At 46.6% G+C, this 19,410-nt stretch carries 18 protein-coding genes; 4 read left to right on the top strand and 14 right to left on the bottom strand.

The features are described 5' to 3' along the window. Positions 1-26: 26 nt before the first annotated feature. From Q9R46_RS02485 to cysT, 3 genes are read right to left on the bottom strand one after another with little or no spacing between them, the layout of a single operon-like run. Complete coding sequence (locus Q9R46_RS02485) at positions 27-1,091, bottom strand: sulfate/molybdate ABC transporter ATP-binding protein (RefSeq protein ID WP_090918047.1); 1,065 nt, start codon at positions 1,089-1,091, stop codon at positions 27-29. Between the two features lies 1 nt (position 1,092). After that, positions 1,093-1,890 (bottom strand): sulfate ABC transporter permease subunit, encoded by a 798-nt coding sequence (locus tag Q9R46_RS02480; protein WP_311278818.1) that lies wholly within the window; start codon positions 1,888-1,890, stop codon positions 1,093-1,095. Continuing rightward, a complete protein-coding gene (gene cysT, locus Q9R46_RS02475) occupies positions 1,887-2,702 on the bottom strand; it encodes a sulfate ABC transporter permease subunit CysT (protein WP_090918051.1) in 816 nt (271 codons plus the stop codon). Before cysT ends, Q9R46_RS02480 begins: the two co-directional genes overlap by 4 nt. A gap of 231 nt (positions 2,703-2,933) precedes the next feature. On the opposite strand from cysT, the gene Q9R46_RS02470 reads away from it, so the two are divergent. Further along, a complete protein-coding gene (locus Q9R46_RS02470) occupies positions 2,934-3,335 on the top strand; it encodes a secondary thiamine-phosphate synthase enzyme YjbQ (RefSeq protein ID WP_311278817.1) in 402 nt (133 codons plus the stop codon). 175 nt (positions 3,336-3,510) lie between these two features. Here the strand turns inward: Q9R46_RS02470 and Q9R46_RS02465 are convergent, their stop codons facing one another. The 5 genes from Q9R46_RS02465 to tkt all read right to left on the bottom strand — a co-directional run bounded on the left by Q9R46_RS02465 (position 3,511) and on the right by tkt (position 8,972). Then, positions 3,511-4,113, bottom strand: coding sequence for a TetR/AcrR family transcriptional regulator (locus Q9R46_RS02465; RefSeq protein ID WP_090918057.1), 603 nt, complete (start codon positions 4,111-4,113; stop codon positions 3,511-3,513). A 5-nt stretch (positions 4,114-4,118) separates the two neighbouring features. Then, a complete protein-coding gene (locus Q9R46_RS02460; RefSeq protein WP_311280932.1) occupies positions 4,119-4,751 on the bottom strand; it encodes a YigZ family protein in 633 nt (210 codons plus the stop codon). A gap of 168 nt (positions 4,752-4,919) precedes the next feature. Next, the gene (locus Q9R46_RS02455) at positions 4,920-6,275 is read right to left on the bottom strand and encodes a glucose-6-phosphate isomerase (protein ID WP_311278816.1); all 1,356 of its coding nucleotides are present in this window, start codon (positions 6,273-6,275) and stop codon (positions 4,920-4,922) included. A gap of 182 nt (positions 6,276-6,457) precedes the next feature. Next, positions 6,458-6,775 carry a pyrimidine/purine nucleoside phosphorylase gene (gene ppnP / locus Q9R46_RS02450; RefSeq protein WP_090918062.1) on the bottom strand — a complete coding sequence of 106 codons (318 nt, stop codon included), beginning with the start codon at positions 6,773-6,775 and terminating at the stop codon, positions 6,458-6,460. A gap of 154 nt (positions 6,776-6,929) precedes the next feature. Continuing rightward, positions 6,930-8,972, bottom strand: a complete 2,043-nt coding sequence (tkt, locus tag Q9R46_RS02445; protein ID WP_145333434.1) for a transketolase — start codon at positions 8,970-8,972, stop codon at positions 6,930-6,932. Between the two features lie 371 nt (positions 8,973-9,343). On the opposite strand from tkt, the gene Q9R46_RS02440 reads away from it, so the two are divergent. Then, positions 9,344-9,823, top strand: a complete 480-nt coding sequence (locus tag Q9R46_RS02440; RefSeq protein ID WP_311278815.1) for a hypothetical protein — start codon at positions 9,344-9,346, stop codon at positions 9,821-9,823. Between the two features lie 107 nt (positions 9,824-9,930). On the opposite strand, the gene purU is transcribed toward Q9R46_RS02440, so the two are convergent. Together purU and Q9R46_RS02430 are read right to left on the bottom strand one after the other, a co-directional pair. Then, positions 9,931-10,824, bottom strand: coding sequence for a formyltetrahydrofolate deformylase (gene purU, locus Q9R46_RS02435; protein ID WP_311278814.1), 894 nt, complete (start codon positions 10,822-10,824; stop codon positions 9,931-9,933). A 67-nt stretch (positions 10,825-10,891) separates the two neighbouring features. Next, the gene (locus tag Q9R46_RS02430; protein ID WP_311278813.1) at positions 10,892-11,998 is read right to left on the bottom strand and encodes a deoxyribonuclease IV; all 1,107 of its coding nucleotides are present in this window, start codon (positions 11,996-11,998) and stop codon (positions 10,892-10,894) included. A gap of 168 nt (positions 11,999-12,166) precedes the next feature. Here Q9R46_RS02430 and Q9R46_RS02425 point away from each other — a divergent pair, with 168 nt between their 5' ends. Together Q9R46_RS02425 and Q9R46_RS02420 are read left to right on the top strand one after the other, a co-directional pair. Then, positions 12,167-12,634: a DUF2621 domain-containing protein gene (locus Q9R46_RS02425; protein ID WP_186331459.1), complete on the top strand. Its 468-nt coding sequence runs from the start codon at positions 12,167-12,169 to the stop codon at positions 12,632-12,634. A 172-nt stretch (positions 12,635-12,806) separates the two neighbouring features. Next, positions 12,807-13,718, top strand: a complete 912-nt coding sequence (locus Q9R46_RS02420) for a TIGR01777 family oxidoreductase (RefSeq protein WP_311278812.1) — start codon at positions 12,807-12,809, stop codon at positions 13,716-13,718. A 26-nt stretch (positions 13,719-13,744) separates the two neighbouring features. Here Q9R46_RS02420 and Q9R46_RS02415 read toward each other — a convergent pair whose 3' ends face one another. The 4 genes from Q9R46_RS02415 to Q9R46_RS02400 all read right to left on the bottom strand — a co-directional run bounded on the left by Q9R46_RS02415 (position 13,745) and on the right by Q9R46_RS02400 (position 19,318). Then, positions 13,745-15,499 (bottom strand): DUF6382 domain-containing protein, encoded by a 1,755-nt coding sequence (locus Q9R46_RS02415; protein ID WP_311278811.1) that lies wholly within the window; start codon positions 15,497-15,499, stop codon positions 13,745-13,747. A gap of 118 nt (positions 15,500-15,617) precedes the next feature. After that, entirely contained in the window at positions 15,618-16,124 is a 507-nt protein-coding gene (locus tag Q9R46_RS02410; protein ID WP_311278810.1) for an A24 family peptidase, read from the bottom strand. Between the two features lie 15 nt (positions 16,125-16,139). Next, a complete protein-coding gene (locus Q9R46_RS02405) occupies positions 16,140-17,180 on the bottom strand; it encodes a pilus assembly protein (RefSeq protein WP_397386320.1) in 1,041 nt (346 codons plus the stop codon). Between the two features lie 26 nt (positions 17,181-17,206). Then, positions 17,207-19,318, bottom strand: coding sequence for a hypothetical protein (locus tag Q9R46_RS02400; RefSeq protein WP_311278809.1), 2,112 nt, complete (start codon positions 19,316-19,318; stop codon positions 17,207-17,209). Positions 19,319-19,410: the final 92 nt, after the last annotated feature.

Here is a 19,410-nt window from a genome sequence, read left to right as displayed (position 1 = left end):
CTGCTTTATTCTTAACATAACAGGCTCTAGATCATGACAGGCATCGGATCTTCTTTCAGTCGGTTCTCGACAACCCAGCTCTCCGAGTCGTTGAATAAATAGGCGCGGTGCACAAGCACACGAATCGTTTGCCCGATCTCCAGTGTCGTTTTCTCCAATGAGCGATAGGTGATGAGCTTATGGCCCTCCACCTCAACTTCAACCATCCATTCACTACCGCGGAAGTGAAGGTGTTTCACGATCCCTTTTTCCGTTGCAGACAGCATGGTGAATTCATTCTTAAGTCCAATCTCGATGTACTCCGGTCGGATCAATGCACGCGTATTGCCACCTTGCACCGCATGCTCGAAACCTTTCAGCTGAGAGGCATCCTCCACCACCGTGGACTCCCCAATAAACGTCGCCACGAATGGTGTCTGCGGATTTTTATAAATATCCCAAGGGGTACCCTTTTGCTCTAAACGTCCTTGGCTGATAATCATAATCTCGTCTGCGACTTCGATCGCTTCATCCTGGTCATGAGTAACAAAGATGGACGTGATGCCTACCCGCTCGATCAACTCACGCAGCCATGAACGAAGCTCTTGACGGATCTTGGCATCAATGGCGGCAAACGGTTCGTCCAGAAGCAGTAACTGCGGCTCAGGCGCAAGCGCCCTGGCAAAGGCCACACGTTGACGCTGTCCACCCGACAACTGGTGCGGATAACGCTGTTCGAAACCTTTCAGCCCGGTCAGCTCAACGAGTTCCATCACGCGATCACGAATCTGGGCTTTGGGTGTCTTTTTCACCTTGAGACCAAACGCAATATTATCAAAAACACTCATATGTTTGAACAACGCATAGTTTTGAAATACAAATCCAATGCCTCGTTCTTGAGGCGGCAGATGATTCACGACTTTTCCGTGGAAACGAATCTCCCCCGAGCCTGGGCTTTCGAGTCCTGCGAGCATACGCAGAATCGACGTTTTCCCGCCTCCGCTGGGGCCGAGTAGACCGATCAGATGGCCTTTGGCGATATCGAACGAGACATCTTTTACCGCATGAAAATCACCAAAGTGTTTGTTCAGATCACGAACTTCTACATGCATCTCAATGCACTTCCTTTCGTTTCTTGGCCCATTCCATCAGGAGCAGCAGTCCTACGGAGAAGGTTACCAGCACCAATGCCACACCGTTTGCGGCTGACACGTTGAAATTCTCTACATCCTGATATACCAGCGTTGTGGCTGTCTGCGTTTTATTCATAATATTACCGGACACGACCAATACCGCCCCGAATTCTCCCAGAGAGCGCGCTACCGTCAGAACCAGACCATAGACAACCGCCCAGCGAATAGAAGGCCAGGTTACACTCCAGAACGTTCTCCAGCCGTAGGCTCCAAGTGTGGAAGCCGCCTCTTCCTGCTGCGAACCAAGCTCCTGCAGGACTGGCATAACTTCCCTTACCATCAGCGGAAACGTAACGAACAATGTGGCAATAACCATGCCTGGAAAAGCGTACACCACATTAAATCCGATACCCTCAAAAAATCCTCCCATGATGCTGTTTGGTCCAAGCAACAAAACAATCATCAAACCGCCAATAACGGGAGATACAGCGTAGGGTAAATCGACAATGCTGTTAAGCAGTCCTTTCACCCGATCACTCAGCCAGCCTGCGCGAACCAGATAAATCGCCATCATGATGCCAAACAATGTATTTAACAGGGTGACCACCAGAACGACAAGCCCTGTCATCATCAGTGCGTGAAGCGCCTCAGGGCGCATAATACCTTTGACAAACCCGCCTGCACCATCCTCGAATGCTCCAATCAGAATGCGACCGAGCGGAATGATCAGCAGCAGGGTAAACACCACAAACGTCAGTCCGATTAATAGCTTTCTCATCTTCTTCTCCCCCGCATCTGCACGAGATTGATCAGCCAGAGGATCAGGAAGGAGAGTGTAAGAAGCAATACGGATACAGCGGCCGCTCCTGTCGGGTTATCACTTTCAATCTCACCATAGATAAATACAGAAGCGGTTAGCGTTCTGCCCGGGATATTGCCAGCTACCAGTACAACGGCGCCGAATTCAGCGAGTGCTCTGGAAAAAGCCAACATCCCCCCGCTAATCATGCCGGGAGCCATGGATGGCAGAATGACCTGCATGAATGTACGTGCCTTGGAAGCACCCATCGTATACGAAGCCTCTTCCTCGGAAGGATCGATCTCTTCCAGCAAAGGCTGCACTGCCCGGATGACAAAAGGAAAGGTTACAAAGGTCATCGCAATCACAATCGCGGGCTGATGAAATACAATTTCAAACCCCATCGATTCAGCCAATTTCCCTACGGCACTGATGGGGCCGAGCAACAGCATGATCATTAGACCGCCTACAGCTGTCGGCAATGCAAAAGGCAAATCGACGAGACTGTTAAGAAATGATCTGCCAACGAATCGATATCTTGTTAACACCCAGGCAATCATGGTTCCTAAGACCACATTAATTATAGCGGCGACCACGGCCAGACGTACCGTTAACAGCACCGCCTTCCATGCGATCGGGTCCATGATGCTCTCAGCAAAATTGCTCCATCCTTCAGAGAAGGAATTGGCGTACACACCGATGATTGGCAGTACAATGAGTACGATGAAATATAACAATACGGTACTGCGAAAACCCCAAGTCCATCCCTTGTGACGAAGAACGGTGTTCATTACTGTGTTCCCTCCCAGCCTCCGGCTTTAACTCCGGTCGGCAGTCTACCTGACTCCATACGACATTTCCCTAAGTTGGATAAGTTTACTTTATTATTATTCCCATTAGTCTACTTGGTTTTTGCTTATCTGATACTTTACCAGTTTGCAGTGCTGGTCGTCAATGCTTTTATTCGAACTATTAGGGGGTTAAAATTGAGGAGAGCCATTACAACGACAAGGAGGAAAGACATGTTATACACACAAAATATATCAACATTTGCAAGAGATGAAATGAAGGATATCACAAGGGAAGTCAGACAAGTTGTACAAAGTAGCGGCGTGCAGAATGGCACCGTGCTCATTTATTGTCCCCATACAACAGCTGGCATTGCTATTAATGAAAATGCGGATCCCGATGTTAAACATGACGTCTTGTTACGTCTCGATGAGGTGTACCCATGGGAGCACCCTCAGTATCGTCATGCCGAGGGCAATACAGCCTCTCACCTCAAATCAATAACTACCGGTCCGTCACAGACTGTCATCCTTCATGAAGGCAGACTGCTTCTCGGACGCTGGCAAGGAATCTATTTTTGCGAATTTGACGGGCCACGCAATCGAGAATTTTTCGTCAAAATTATGGAAGGTTAAGTTCCTTCTCAAAAAAGACAAGCACAAACAGGCGCTCCACCCTGTACCGGGGTTAGGAACGCCTGTCTTCATCTTCAGTGTATGAAAATAATATCTTTCGCATGATAACGTAATAAAGAGTTAATGTTATGATCAATCACCGCCTTGAAGTGTAGGGGCAGGCATAAGCGGCAAATTATTGCACGCCAGGCTGCTGACCCAAGTTACGGCACAATACTTTTACATGAGACAACGCAGAGGATTCGATCTCCGCAAACGTTAAACGGTCTTGAATATGGTACGATATGAATCCGTGCATCGCCAGAAACAAAGTACGCGGCACATGCTGAATATCTTCTTCGGCACAGCCCTCTTCCTTCATATACTGCCTGATAATCGACGCAAACAGTTCGAAACAACGTCCCTGCTCCGTACGACAATAGGACAATAACTCCTCGTCCCGAATCATAAACATAATCTCGTATTGATATGGATTTTCCAGACCAAATCGAATAAACTCCATCAAAATATGCTCCACTTTGTTCACGCCGCCTGCAACTGGCCTGACCATGGCTTGCAACAGTAGATGTCCCAGATGGTTGAAATCCTCTACCACGATCGCATAGAACAACTCTGCTTTTTCCTTGAAATGATAATACAGCGACCCATGACTATAGCCAAGATGCTGGCCGATGCTCCGCATCGAAATGGCGCGGTATCCTTTGGTAATAAAAAGATGCCTCGCCGCCTCCAGTATCCGCTCCCTCGACAACTCCTGTTCGACTGCTCTTCTAGCCATATATTTTATTCCCCTTCAATAAAATAAAGCCGCTGTCCCTCCGTGATCCGGGATTGCCCTTGCGTCAAATCCGTGATCCAGGCGATAAATGCCTCGGTTTCACTATCCGGCGGAAGACACGTTAACGTAACTTTATCGGTGAAAGCCGTTTCACCTGTACGCACTTCCCGGCCTCTTAACTCATTTTCCACTTTCCCAAGCCACGTATAATCCAATTCGACAAATACTTCTCGATGCAGCACTTTGGTAATGGCTTCTCCCGCTTCAATCGCTGCCACAGCTCCTTCTGTATACGCACGAATAAGTCCACCAGCGCCAAGCATGATTCCCCCGAAGTATCGTGTAACAACAATCGCTACATTCTTTAATTGCTGATTCTTGATCACCTCAAGAATAGGTTTACCCGCTGTACCACTCGGCTCCCCGTCATCAGACTGCTTCTGAATCTCATCCCGCTCGCCAATCAAGTATGCCGAGCAGTTATGTGTCGCATTCCAATGTTTTTTCTTGATATCATCAATAAAAGCAATAGCTTCCTCCTCAGTTGAGACCGGCATAATATGACCGATAAACCGTGATTTTTTGATCACAATTTCCAGTTGTCCGGATCCTCGAACCGTTCGATAACGTTCAATCATTTTCCAATCCAACTTTCCGTAAATCATCCATTTTACAAGAAAGCAGTTCCCCGCATATTGCGGATGAACTGCCTTGGTTAATGACACCCGGGAAACGATACCCTGCAAAAGCTCGCATTCCCGGATGGACTTAACAATCTTATTTAACTATATGAGCGGAGCCATGAATTATTCAGAAAGTCTCGCTTCGAGCGCTGCTTTCTCTTCTTCAAAGCCTGGTTTGCCCAGCAATGCGAACATGTTTTTCTTGTATGCTTCCACGCCCGGTTGGTCAAATGGATTCACACCCAGCAAGTATCCGCTGATGCCACATGCTTTTTCAAAGAAGTATACCAGATATCCGAAGGAATATGGAGTCATATCTGGAATGTTCACAATCAGATTTGGAACTTGGCCATCTGTATGTGCGAGCAACGTTCCTTGGAATGCTTTTTTATTGACGAAATCCATCGTTTTTCCTTCCAGGAAGTTCAAACCGTCCAGATCGTCCGCATCAGCTTCAATGGAAATGTGCTCGGAAACTTCTGCGACTTGAATAACGGTTTCGAAGATGTTCCGGCTACCTTCCTGAATGAATTGACCCATAGAGTGCAAGTCTGTGGAGAAATCCACGGATGCAGGATAGATACCCTTGTAGTCTTTACCTTCGCTTTCACCAAAGAGCTGTTTCCACCACTCGGATACGAAGTGCAAGGACGGCTCATAGTTCACCAGAATCTCTGTTCCTTTGCCTTTACGATACAATGCGTTGCGAACGGCAGCATATTGATACGCTTCATTCTCCGCTACATTCGGATTGCTGTACTCTTTGGAAGCATCAGCTGCACCTTGCATCATTTCTTCGATGTTGATCCCTGCTGTTGCGATTGGCAACAAACCTACTGCTGTGAGTACGGAATAACGTCCACCTACATCATCCGGGATGATGAAAGATTCATAACCTTCTTCATTCGCCAGCTTTTTGAGTGCTCCGCGCTCTTTATCCGTTGTTGCGTAGATACGTTTGCGAGCTTCCTCTTTCCCGTATTTTTTCTCCAGAGCTGCACGGAAGATACGGAATGCAATCGCTGGTTCAGTTGTTGTACCCGATTTAGAGATAACGTTCACGGAGAAGTCTTTACCTTCTACCAGATCCAGCAAGTGTGTCACATACGTAGAGCTGATGTTGTTACCTGCAAAATAAATCTCAGGAGTTTTGCGTTTGTCTTTCGACAAGTTGTTGTAGAAGGAATGTGTCAGCATTTCGATCGCTGCGCGTGCTCCCAGGTATGATCCACCGATACCGATCACAATCAGCACTTCGGAATCGCTTTGGATTTTGGCAGCCGCTTTTTGGATGCGGGCAAATTCTTCTTTGTCATATGCTGTCGGAAGGTCGATCCAACCGAGATAGTCGGAACCTGTTCCTGTACCATTATGAAGTTGCTCGTGAGCCAAGCGGATCGGTTCAGCGAAATAGTCTACTTCGTGCTGGTTTACAAATTGCAAAGCTGTACTATAGTCAAATGTCACTTTTTTTGCCATGATCTCAAAAACCTCCTGATATCGGTATAATATTTCCGTTTTCCATGTTAAACAACTTGTCCTAAGGATACTTCAAATCCAACTTGCTGACAAGCTTATGCACGAACTTGGTTGTTAACATTCAAGAAGCAAAAAGGGCAAATCGAATCCGCAGCACTGCGGTTCGAGTTCCCCTTCTTGTGTTATTCCGCCGGGTACGAGCAGACGTAGTCGGTAACGCTGCGTATCTCCAGTTTGAATTTGGATTCAGCAGGCACGTGGAATGTAGCTTGGCCTTGAATCTCTTGCCACTCTTCTTCACCAGGAAGCAATACTCTCAGATCGCCGGACAGAATCTCCATAATCTCGCGGGAATCTGTACCGAACTCATAATTGCCTGGAAGCATGATGCCCAGCGTCACTTTGCTGCCATCCCCCAAAATAACCGTTCTACTGGTTACCTGGCCATCATAGTAGATGTTGGCCTTTTTCACTACACTGACTTGATCGAATTGTGACATGCGTACCCGCTCCCCTGAGGTTAATGAAAACAAAAGGCAACACAGGTCAGGGCAGCCATGCCGCCCTTGACTCTGCGGAAATAACAACTGCCATGAGCCGGAAGCGCCGGAAGACGTTCGGCCCATGACAGACGGTTGAAATATAAAGTTTTAATTACAGCAATGCTTTTACGCGGCTAACTACGTTATCCACAGTAAAACCATACTCTTGGATTACACGATCGCCAGGCGCGGAAGCACCGAATGTGCTAATTCCGAGAATGTCTCCTTGATCTCCAACATATTTTTCCCAGCCCATTGGATGAGCCATTTCGATCGCTAGACGAGCTTTAACATCCGGAAGAAGAACGGACTCTTTGTAAGCTTTGTCTTGTTTCTCGAACAGATCCCAGCTAGGCATGCTGATTACGCGAACTTGAATCCCTTGCTCAGCAAGTGCAGCTTGAGCTTTAACAGCGAGCTGTACTTCAGAACCTGTCGCGATAATTTGTGCTACCGCTTTACCGTCTTTAGCATCGGACACCACGTAAGCACCACGTTTAACGTTCTCACGTGCACCTTCTACAGTACCTTCGAGAATCGGCAAGTTTTGACGAGTCAGTACCAAGGCAACCGGGTTGCTCTTGTTCTCCAGCGCGTAAGCCCAAGCTGCAGAAGTTTCGTTACCGTCAGCTGGACGAATTACCGTCAGGTTCGGGATGATACGCAGGGAAGCCAATTGCTCGATCGGCTCGTGCGTAGGACCATCTTCACCGACAGCGATGCTGTCGTGAGTCAGGACATATGTTACTGGCAGGCTCATCAAAGCAGCCAGACGAACAGCAGGACGCAGGTAGTCGGTAAATACGAAGAACGTACCGCCGAATACTTTCACGCCGCTGTGCAATGCCATACCGTTCATCGCTCCAGCCATACCGAATTCACGGATACCGAAGTAGATGTTACGGCCGGAATAGTCTTCCGGAGTGAAGTTCGCCAGGTTGTTCAAGTGCGTCATTGTAGAGCTTTCCAAGTCAGCAGAACCACCAGTCAGATGAGGCACATTGTGTGCAAGGCCGTTCAGAGCGTTACCGGAAGCTACACGCGTAGACAATGCTTTGTCTGTTGCCGCATATTTAGGCAGATCACGATCCCAACCTTCTGGAAGGTCGCCGTTGATTGCTGTTTCGAACTGAGCAGCCAGTTCAGGGTATGCTTTTTTGTACTCCGCAAATTGCGCGTCCCATGCTTTGTTTGCAGCAATACCTTTTTCTTTGACTTGAGCAAAGTGATCGCGAACTTCAGCTGGTACGTGGAAGTTTTCTTCGTACACCCATTTATAATATTCTTTAGTCAGTTTAGCTTCTTCTGCACCCAGTGGAGATCCGTGAGTACCGCCGTGGCCGCCTTTACCTTGTTTGTTCGGGCTACCGTAACCGATAACGGTTTTCACTTCGATCAATGTAGGACGTGCTGTGTCTGCTTGACCTTCTTTGATTGCTTTTTCAATTGCAGGCAAATCGTTACCGTCTTCAACACGCAATACTTGCCAGCCATACGCATCGAAGCGTTTAGCGATGCTTTCGGAAGAAGACAGATCAAGTTTGCCATCCAGCGTAATGTCGTTGGAATCGAACAACATGATCAGTTTACCAAGGCCCAGACGTCCAGCCAGGGAAGCAGATTCATGAGATACGCCTTCCATCAGGTCGCCATCACCGCAGATTGCATATGTGTAGTGATCAACAACGTTGAATTGATCTTTGTTATAAGTCGCGCCCAGTTGAGCCTCAGCCATAGCCATACCAACTGCCATTGCGATACCTTGACCCAGTGGTCCGGTAGTTGCATCAACACCAGCTGTATGTCCGAATTCCGGGTGACCCGGAGTTTTGCTTCCCCATTGACGGAATTGTTTCAATTCTTCCATAGGAAGATCGTAGCCGCTCAGGTGCAGCAAGCTGTACAGCAACATGGAGCCATGTCCTGCGGACAGCACAAAGCGGTCCCGGTTAATCCAAGTCGGGTGGTCCGGGTTATGAGTCATCGTTTTTGCAAAAAGCTGGTACCCCATCGGAGCGGAGCCCATCGGCATACCCGGGTGTCCGGAATTTGCCTTCTCAATTGCATCAATCGCCAAAGTACGTACGGTTGTAATCGACAGGTTGTCGATTGTGGTGTTCTCGTCCTTTTGAATCGCTTCGTTCTTGTCAGTCATGGTTTGTCCTCCTCATGTCTTTAGATAAGTCGGGTGCGCAAGCGAGTCCCTCTCATCATACAAGCAAACCGCATAAACAATAAGTGAATCCGCTTGAATGTTTCATTTTGACTTATTCACTTTTGTATTGTATCACTTGCCGTGAAGCTTTTCCATAACCTTCTTTTAGAAAGTTACGGAAAAATTCGGCTGATTCTCGCTAAACCTTGCTAATCCATCGGATGAAGTATAACCTTTAAGCCGAAAACCATACACTTTTTAGAGATTAACGTGAAATTTGCATCTTCTAGTCTGTATCTCTCGATTCGAGAGCGAGGTGAACGGTTTATTTTCAGATAGTAGGTATGCTTCATACCCAAGGAGGGCTTGAAATGCCAGATCGAACGCGACACCCGTCTAATTCATTAAAATCATCATTACCCTGGTTTTTGGGGATCATAACCGGAATCGTCGGCGGTGTTTTTCTGGGACTGTTTCTGAAAGCTGTCCAGACAATAACTGGTGAAAAGGTATATACCTTGTTGTTGAACATTGATTTTGTGCCAGGGCTTCCTCCGCGGTTGCCCGAATGGATCGAATTTTCTTTACACCTGGCTGTATCTGTTGTCATCGGGATTTTCTACATCTGGTGGGTCAGACGTTCAGGCCATCCCGTCAGCAAAGGAATATTTCTCGGTGCCGCCTCTTCTCTGCTCTATCTCCCTTTGTCTCCGTTATCCTCACGTGTGCCCGATTTGAATGATGCTGGTGCGATTTTGTATTGGGTGGTTGGTCATCTTCTCTTTGGTGTCTTGCTGGGTCTTTGTGGAAAATACTTGCACGCCAAAAAACGGCACTCGGTTCATCGTTGAACCAAGTGCCGCCTGGCAGTATGACATATCATTGTCAAAGTTATATGAGTAACTCTCTTATGAGGTTACGGATCAACCTTGCACAGTATTAAAGCGTGATCTCAAACTTAAAATACGACTGTTTTATTTTCGTGAACAAGAACACGGTCTTCCACATGCCATTTTACAGCCCGCGCAAGCACAACACGCTCAATGGTACGTCCAATGCGTTTCAATTCAGTCACATTATCTCCATGGCTTACACGCTGAACGTCTTGCTCAATAATAGGGCCGCCATCCAGCTCTTCCGTTACATAGTGCGCCGTTGCACCAATGATTTTAACACCACGGTTATAAGCTTGAGCGTATGGCTTACCTCCAACAAAGGCTGGCAAGAACGAGTGATGAATGTTGATAATACGGTTACGGTAATGCTCAATAAACGTTGGAGAGATAATCTGCATATAGCGGGCGAGAATGATAACATCTACATCATTGCCGATCACTTCCAGCTGACGCTGTTCTGCTTCTTTTTTCGTATCGGCTGTAACCGGAATATGGTGATACGGAATGCCGAAAGACTCTACGTAGTTTTTCATATCTAAATGGTTGCTGACCACAAGCGCAATATCTGCGTCAAGATCGCCAGCCTGCCATTGCCAGAGCAGTTCTACCAGACAGTGGTCCTCTTTGGATACAAAAATAGCCAACCTTTTTTTGCGGCTCACCGCTGAAAGAGACCACTCCATCTCGAAACGTGCTGCCACATCGGCAAAATCCGCTTCCAGCTTCGCCAAGTTACTCTCCAGTTGCGGAAGATCGAACTCGATCCGCATAAAAAACATACCGCCTGACGGGTCCATCGTATACTGGTCAGACTGTACAATGTTGGCACCGTGTTGATGCAAAAAGTGCGATACCGCTGCTACAATTCCGGGACCATCCGGACAGGAAATAAGCATACGCGCTCGATTGGCGCGGTTTTGATCTTCAGGTCGTATTTGTTTGGCGTGAATCTCCATCGGGTTAATCTTCCTCCTTCAATTAGACAAGACATATATGAACTATATCAGACAAGACTTGCAGGGATTAACCTGCAAGCCAAGCAATCAAGCGGTGATTGATTTGTTCTTCATTCAAATGCGGGAACAATGCCGCCTCTGTCACCATGTCATACAAGCGTTCCAGCGGTTCGCGCGGATCAGCTTTTTTGGCTTTGGCATCGTTTTTGAGCAGTGTCCACACGTCAAGTACATACGCACGGGAATCCAGCTCTTTCCCCTTGAAGAAGTGTTGCATTTGCTCGACTTCACCCAGAAACTCCTGACCGAAGCGGCCTTCCACATCTCCTCGCAATAATGCAATTTCAATTTCATACATCGGTCGCTGGGTTTTGGCATCTTTACCAATCCACGGCGTTTCCAGAATGAATGGACGATTATTCAGCTTTTCATGGTTTACAATGCGGTTGATCGCTTCAAAACCAATCCAGCCCGATCCAATCGGTGTATGACGGTCTTTGCGTGCACCGGCAGCATTTTTACTATCGTTAATGTGCATTACAGCAATTCGGTCAAGTCCAACCGTTCGATCAAATTGATCCAATACACCATCCAGATCATTGACAATGTCATAACCCGCATCGTGAATGTGGCATGTATCCATACACACCGTCAGACGTTCGTTATGTTTCACTTTCTCAATAATCTGTGCAAGTTCCTCGAAGCTACGGCCCATCTCGGTTCCTTTACCAGCCATCGTCTCCAGCGCAATGTTCACATCGGTTTCCTGAATACCGTCAAGCACTTCATTCAAGCCCTGCGCAATGCGTTCGATACCGTAATGAGCATCCTTATCCGTGAATGCACCAGGGTGCAATACGATGTTTTTCACGCCAATGGCATGAGTACGGCGAATTTCCTCCTGAAGGAAGTCCACAGCCAGTCCATAGGTGCTCTCCTTGTATGATCCCAAATTGATGATATAGGGAGCATGAACAACAATCTCCTCGAATCCGCCTGCCTCCATCGCCAGCTTGCCTTCCTCAATAAACATTGATTCAATAGGCTTACGGCGTGTGTTCTGCGGTGCACCCGTATATATCATAAACGAACTGGAACCGTACGAGGACGCTTCCTTCGTTGCACTCAATAATCCCTTGTCCGAAAAGGACACGTGGGAGCCGATTTTCAGCATCAATAGATCCCCCTTTTTCTGAATTATCCCTTATCATAACGCGATTATCGAAATAAATCTAGAAATGCGATATAATTCGGATGAGAGGCTATTTTTGACAGCCGATTACGGAACATGGGACGCATTATTATCATGCCGTGAAAATCAATGAACCGAGGTGATTCCGCAATGATTTTTAATACGTACGCCCAGCTTTTAACGAGTAATTCTCCCAGCAACTGGTTTATGAATACGATTGCGTTCTGGACGCTTTTGTTGCTTGGCAGCATGTGCATCGGTGGATTTTTCATGATGCGCAAGTTCCTTAAGGTGCTACCGAAGGCTGACGGAAAGTCCAAGCTGGATTGGCAGAACCACTGGGTGGAGACAAGCCGCCACCTATGGACAGATGAAGCCAAAGCTTTTCTGGATCAGCTTGTTGAGCCTGTACCTGGCCCTTTTCGCGACATTGCCAAACATTCCATTGCTGCCGAGATTGGTAAAATTGCTGTGGAAGATCATGCAACCGAAGTGTCCAGAGATCATTGCATTAAAGGTTATATCATTGCGACACCAAAACGGGACAATAAATTTCTGGTTAAATTTCTGGAGAAAAATAAAATCGACTATACTCCCTATCGCCATTTAATGAAATAATCTTTTGATGTATTATAACGTATGAACCGATTGGAAAATAAAGCAGACCAGCATCGTTAGATATGGCACCAATTTGGTTAAATTAAACACATGTTAGCTCCGCTCGGTAAGTCCTTACATTCATTTAACTTACCTTGCGGGGCTTTTTGACCCATAAGAGAGGATGTTCAATATGAAAATTGCCATTTGTGGTGGAACCGGATTTGTCGGAGGCGCACTTGTAGATTACTGGTTACAGGCCGGACATCATGTGAAAGTAATCACTCGCAAGCTGCCTGACATGCATAATCCGAGTAAAAACCTTACATATATATCTTGGGATCAGCTGGAAGAAATGCCGCAGCAACTGGAAGGTTTTGATGCTCTGGTGAATCTAGCAGGTGAGACGTTGAATCAGCGTTGGACAACGAAGGCGAAACTGGAAATAGTAGAATCCAGAGTTACCACGGTTGCCCGGGTTGCTAAATTAGTGGAATCGCTAGAGCAAAAGCCGGAAGTTGTTGTTCAGGCTTCAGCCATGGCGATCTACGGAACCTCTCCCGATGAAACCTTTGATGAGAGTAGCCCGCAAAGATCGATGAATTTCCCTTCTCGCGTCTCGGAACAATGGGAAGTTGCTGCCGATGCCATCAAGGATGTAAGACTGGTCAAAATCCGGGTCAGCCTCGTTTTGGGTCATAAAAAAGGTGCATTCCCATTGATGAAGCTGCCCTATATGCTAGGATTTGGCGGCAAGATCGGCAGCGGCAAGCAGTGGACCAGTTGGATTCATATTATGGATATCGTTCGTTTGATTGACTTTACTATTCATAACAAAGAAATTTCGGGTCCAGTTAATGCTTCTTCGCCCAACCCGGTAACCAATGATGAATTCGGCCGTACAGTAGGCAAAGTCTATCATCGTCCTCACTGGTTCCCTGTACCTGGCTTCTTGATCAAAACACTGGTTGGTGAACTATCCGTCGTCCTGCTTCAAGGACAACGAGTCATTCCGCAAAAATCCTTGGATCACGGTTTTAAGTTTACCTTCCCCACATTGACTCAGGCTCTTGAGGACCTGAAGCATCGCGGGTTATCCGATTAAAACAAATTACATTGGGATCATACAGTTCATCCTGACACTCGATAAACGTAGACCGATTCGGCCAGGATGAACGTATCCCCATCCGTCAGTGGGTATTCTTTGTAAGGAGCCAGCAGATTTCCTTGAAGCATCGTTCCATTGACGGAGCCTAAATCCTTGAGAGCATAGCCGGACTTGCTCCGACTCAATTCCACATGTGCACGGGATACACCAGTCGAGTTATCTACATATTGAACCATATCCGCTGCTCTTCCAATGACAAAGGATGCGCCCTTCACATCAACACGCCTGCTCCCTTCACCTTTATTTAAAGTTCGTTCCAAGTAATATAATGGTTGTTTAGCGTTGCTGTCTTCATTTGATAATTCGTCCAAAGGCTGCAGATTAACTGTTGCCTCAACGGTTGAGTCCGTAATATGGAGTCTGGAAGTGCTCCCCCATTCTCTTTCCTGTTTCTCAGTATATGGTGGATTGAGCCTTTCTCCAGACGTTAGGTTCAAAGGGGATATGCTCATATTGCGAAGACGGAAAGAGGTATGATCTTCAGCAACCTCAGGCAAAGATTCAATGGATTTCCCCTTATCTTCTTTCGGCTTATCCATGGCATTCCAGCGCCAGCTCTCCTGAAACATTTCCTCTTCTACTTTAGCCTCCTTGTCCTTCTTCCTGCTTATGACTGATAAAGAGAAAGGCATATGAACGCCGGATTTACGAGCGGAATCACCCGTTCTTTTCCACATCCAACTCGCCACTGCGATGAGGCCAATACTCAGCGCCGTAGACAAAATCATTGCATTCTGACTTGGCTGTTGCATGTAGATGAATCTCCATACCAATGCCATGGAAACTAAGCAACCTAGCCAGATGTATGTTATACGTGAGGAGCCAGTGACCGAATTCTGCTCTTCCATCTCCACATTTTTCTGATCTGCGGAAACAAATGATGAAGAGGACTCAAGCTGAGTTGAGGTCTGATTCCGATCAAAGTAGTTTGTATTCCTCGTCGAGGGTTGGCCAGCTGTTGGCCAGTGTAACAAAGATTTCGAATAGGGGTCTACTTTTTTAATGTCTGTATCCGGTTGGATGATTTGCTGGTGCCCACGCTGATGACGATCTGATTGTTCTGTATCAGGTTTATTGTAATTAAAGCTGGCCTCGCTTTTCTTTTCAGGTAGCTGACTGGATATCGGTCTTGCTGGTTTACCAGTACACAATTCTAATAAAAGTTCACGTAATTGCCGAATGTCCCACCGCTCAACATCACATAACTGTAATACTCGTTGTATGCCCTCTCCTTCTAATTCCTGAACATGAGCCATAAGCTTGATTACCAAGTCACGGAATAACTGCGGCGTTTGCTTCTCCTGCCGGGCATGGGCATTCATCATGGGTACGTAAACTAAACCAAGTTCCCCTTGCCCCATTGCCCCCTGAATAAATATATAGTCTTCCTGAATACACAAATTTTGTGGTTCCAACATGTAGTGCCTGCACTCCATAAGAGCTTCAGCCAACTGAAACAAAAAATTATACAACACTGGCAAGCTGATTTGGCTCGATTTTAACATCTGGGACAACATCTTATACCCTGAGATGTCATACTGTAACGTTACATTCTGATCAATCTCCCGAGTGAATAAAGGTAGCAGACGAGGAATTCGATTTGAGGTTAACATACCGATCTGTATCCTGCTAAGTTCCTCCATTCGCAGCCCGTCCGCTTTTTCCAAAACCATAAATGTCCCGCCGTTACGTACAAAATCCCTCGTTAATCCATACATACCGCTCCTCACTTTCCATTGCCATTGTTAATAATAAAATAACTAACTAACAGTCATCCACACGGATACACCGATGACAGAGTAGCCTTTCAATCGCTGTTATTCCAGAGCAGAGCAACTACCCAAACATATAAATCCATGAGCTAACGAAACCGGGAAGTACAGCGAGCATAAACGGGAATTTCAGCGTTTTTTCGTGACTTACGAGTTTAAGAGAGCCCAGTTTAAAGAAACCGAATATATTAAACATCATTGTACGTATTCGCTGCGACGCATCTTTGCGAAATAAAAGGATAACTAAGCCGATTAATCCAGCGTACAGAATGGAATATATGATCACGTGTATACCAAATGTAAACCCCGTCCAAGCTCCTATACCTCCAAATAACTTCACATCTCCTGCGCCGACTGCACCGATGACGTACATTAAAAACAACATACCAAAACCAACAGCAAATCCAGCTAAAGAGAACCACATACCTCCCCAGCCTCCCCATGCAAGATGAGCAAGCATTCCCATTGCCGTTACTGGTAGAGTCAGCCGATTCGGAATTTTCATAGACCGTATATCGGTTACAAACGCCACCAGAAGATATATACAACAGATCACATAAAACCATCCCATCTATATCATCGCTCCTTACTTTCTGGATGCTACCGTAAATGAAGTTTCCGTCTGCATACCCTCCGCAGTCTCTACAACAAAACTCCAAGTCCCTTCCGTTGTTCGAGTGCCTACAAACCATGTCCATTCTATGATTCCATTCTCGTCCGCTGTAGCCCAGCCAATATGCTTTGCAGAACTCTCACCAGACTTGTAAAAAATCGTGAGATTAGCCGTTGCACCTGGCTCGACCTGAACCTTTATCGTTGCATGGTTGCCTATGAATGCTGGATCTGGCTTTGATATAACAGTTGCTGAACCCGTGCCATTTTCTACTCCGCTTCCGTTACCGCTTCCTTCTCCTGTGTCACCAATCCATATCCGCTCTGCTGCAGCAACCTGAATTCGTAAAGACTTGCCGAGAAAAGGAACCTTCACAGGCAACTCATAACTCAGCTCTAATCTGAAATACGGATTCGTCTTATTCTTCAAGTTAGGAACGGATACTCCGTTAACATGAATACGTTCCATATCTAGCAGTGTGGTTTCAACAAAAGGTTGCAACAACGGCTTCACAACCGGATCAAGTATGGCTTCCGTTGCCGACGTTTTGATTCTTTGCAGTGGCTCTTCACCACGTTTCGCTGCATCTCGCACCCAGTCACTTAAGGGTGAAGGCAAGGAAGAAGCGTAACCGTCTGCCCATTCTGTCAGGGAGAGCCGGGGCCATTTCCAACTCTCCTCCAGGCCCTCACCTCCAGCTGAATCTGAAGGCGCGAAGGCAAGCGATACTGGATAGATCTTCGTTGATAACTGTTTTACCGTTTCCCCCGCTGTACTCTGCAATGCGGTGGAAATCAGTGTCATCTGAACAATGAAGATAAGAAATAGAATAAAGAATAGAAAAATGGGTAGAACCAGCGAAGCCTCCAGCACCATAGTGCCCTGTTCTTTTTTCGCTTCAAGCACCTGTTTTCTCATTGACTTCAAGCGTTCCAATCTGCTTATCCGCATGATCCGATGTTGCATCTGCACACATTTCCTTTCATCCTGAACCTGAACCCTTTTTTCCATCATGCCTCCATCCACATGTTTTCACCTGTTCAATAGGAATAATCCGCCTTCCGTTCAACGAAAAAGCGTCCATCCTGTACTTGATCCTCACTGCCCGTTACAGCGCCTATACTTCGCACAATTCCAGGCAAAAACCATAGCTTGATGCTACTGCGCATCCGTCCGGAAGCATAAGTCTGTTTCTCATCCGGGTTAGCTCCCGTATTCAATCGGATCAAGGCTAACATTCGGGACATTTTGCGATCATTATTGCTATGCATAAGCAGGAACAATCTAAGGTGATCCCTGTATGTCAGCTTCACCTTGATATATTTGGATAATTCAACATTACCGTCCTTCGCCAGCTTCACCATATCTTCTATTGCATGCGTGATCCCATACAGGATCGCGGCAGATAACACAAGAAGCGGATTCCCAAGCTTACTATTCTCACTTAGTCCTTCAGCTGTACGAATCGCCAGACGCATTCCGAAGACCTCGGCATATGCAGATGCGATGTTACCTGAAGGGTTATGAAAACCGTATAGGATATACTCCAGCTCCTGATTCTCCAGTTTGAACACGTCATTAACATCTCCACTGCCTTCCGTCCAGGAGAACAATTGACCAAAGTCCATGGATTCAAAGTAAGCAAGCGCGTATTCATTTTGAAACAGCTCATCGCCAAGTTGTCCCAGTAGTCCTGACATCCCTCCAAACAGGCGATCCATTCCCTTCATGGCATTTCCACCGGAATCATACGGATCACTCGCAATCTCTGCCTTTTCCGATTGCTCAGAGCTTTTTTGGTTAAACGCTATGTTAGCCTTATAAAATTGTTCCAGCTGTTTGAATGTCTGCAAGGAACCGGAACTTCCGTTTTCTATCCGGCTGAATAACCGTTTCATTTCCTTCAATTTCCCTTTGGATTGTTTGTCATTCTCTTTACGCTGGGCATCCGATCCACGGCCGCTTTCAAGTTCCTGTTGGCTCTGTGTGATAAGATTGGAAGGGCCTGTTCTCCCAAAAGAATTCATATAACGTTCCGTAGTCTGACTTGCCTGCCTGACCGCAGGTTTAATTGGAACACCACTCATACCCGTCACGCTCCGAAGCTGGGTATTGAGTTCCATGCTATCTTTTCGCACGCCAGAGAAGTCTTCATTTTGCGAAATCACACGAGATTTTATCCGATCAAACAGAGCATCTTCCCTGACAAGCTCCGAAGCGAGCGAACGTGCGCTTTTGGCTTCATTGCCGGACCCCGCAGAAGTCGGACTCGTTCCAGGGAGTGTAGAGCTCCCCACGTTATCATAACTGGCATTCTCGGAACGACTTCCCCCTTCCGCAATCACTCGTTTCATTTCTTCATTAATCTCACGCGCCTCTTCGATCTTGTCCTGTGCTTCCAATAGTTTGGTCTTATGCGCCTCTAGCGCTGGTTGCATCAACATGCTGATTCCTGTCACAATCTGATTTACACCTGTCCGGTAACGCCCCAAGTCCAATATGTACAGCTGTTCAATTAAAGGCAGTCCTTCGTCTGCTTGCTTCTTGCTTAAGTAATCGGCATAACGTGCCGCCGCTTCTGCCGCTGTCTCTGGTGCTGCCTCAAGCATTTCTTCATAGATGGCCTGCGCTGGCGGTTTCATGATCAAGTCTGGAAGTTTCATTACCTTCTCGGCAGATTCAATCTGATTCCCGATCGCTTCATCCAGCAATTTCTCACGTTTGTCATAAAGCTTTTGTAATTTTTTCAACAGGTCCACGGTATGTGCTGCTTCCTTCATCTCCTCTGACATCGGTTTGAATCGATTAATGACTTCAATGGCAAAATCAACCGGGGCTCTATACTTCATCTCTTCCTGAATTTGACGATTAAAAATATCATACCTGCCCAGTTCACGTTCCATACCGAGTGATGTGGTATCCCATTGAATATCCAGAATCGGGAAACCATCCTTTACGGAAGAAGGTTTCACACTATCATTCAGCACTTTGGCCATAATGGCATCTCCGCTACTGTCGCCATACGCAAACAAACCATACTCCCGAAGTGATGTATCATAAGCTGACATAACGGATCTCATTGCGGCATGTGCCATCCGCTCCGTCTGTACTTTAAAAGCAGCAATTCTCGCATAATCAATAAAAATTGCCACAAACATATATACTCCTGCCAGAATCAAGATCAGAAATAACGTTACAGCTCCTGATTCACCATCTCTTTTTCTAAACAGTGCCTCCCTCCCCC

Source organism: Paenibacillus sp. RRE4 (genome assembly GCF_031844205.1).
GTDB lineage: Bacteria > Bacillota > Bacilli > Paenibacillales > Paenibacillaceae > Paenibacillus > Paenibacillus xylanexedens_B.
The sequence above is the reverse complement of the archived record's forward strand: the minus strand, read 5'-3'. Positions and strand labels throughout refer to the sequence as shown.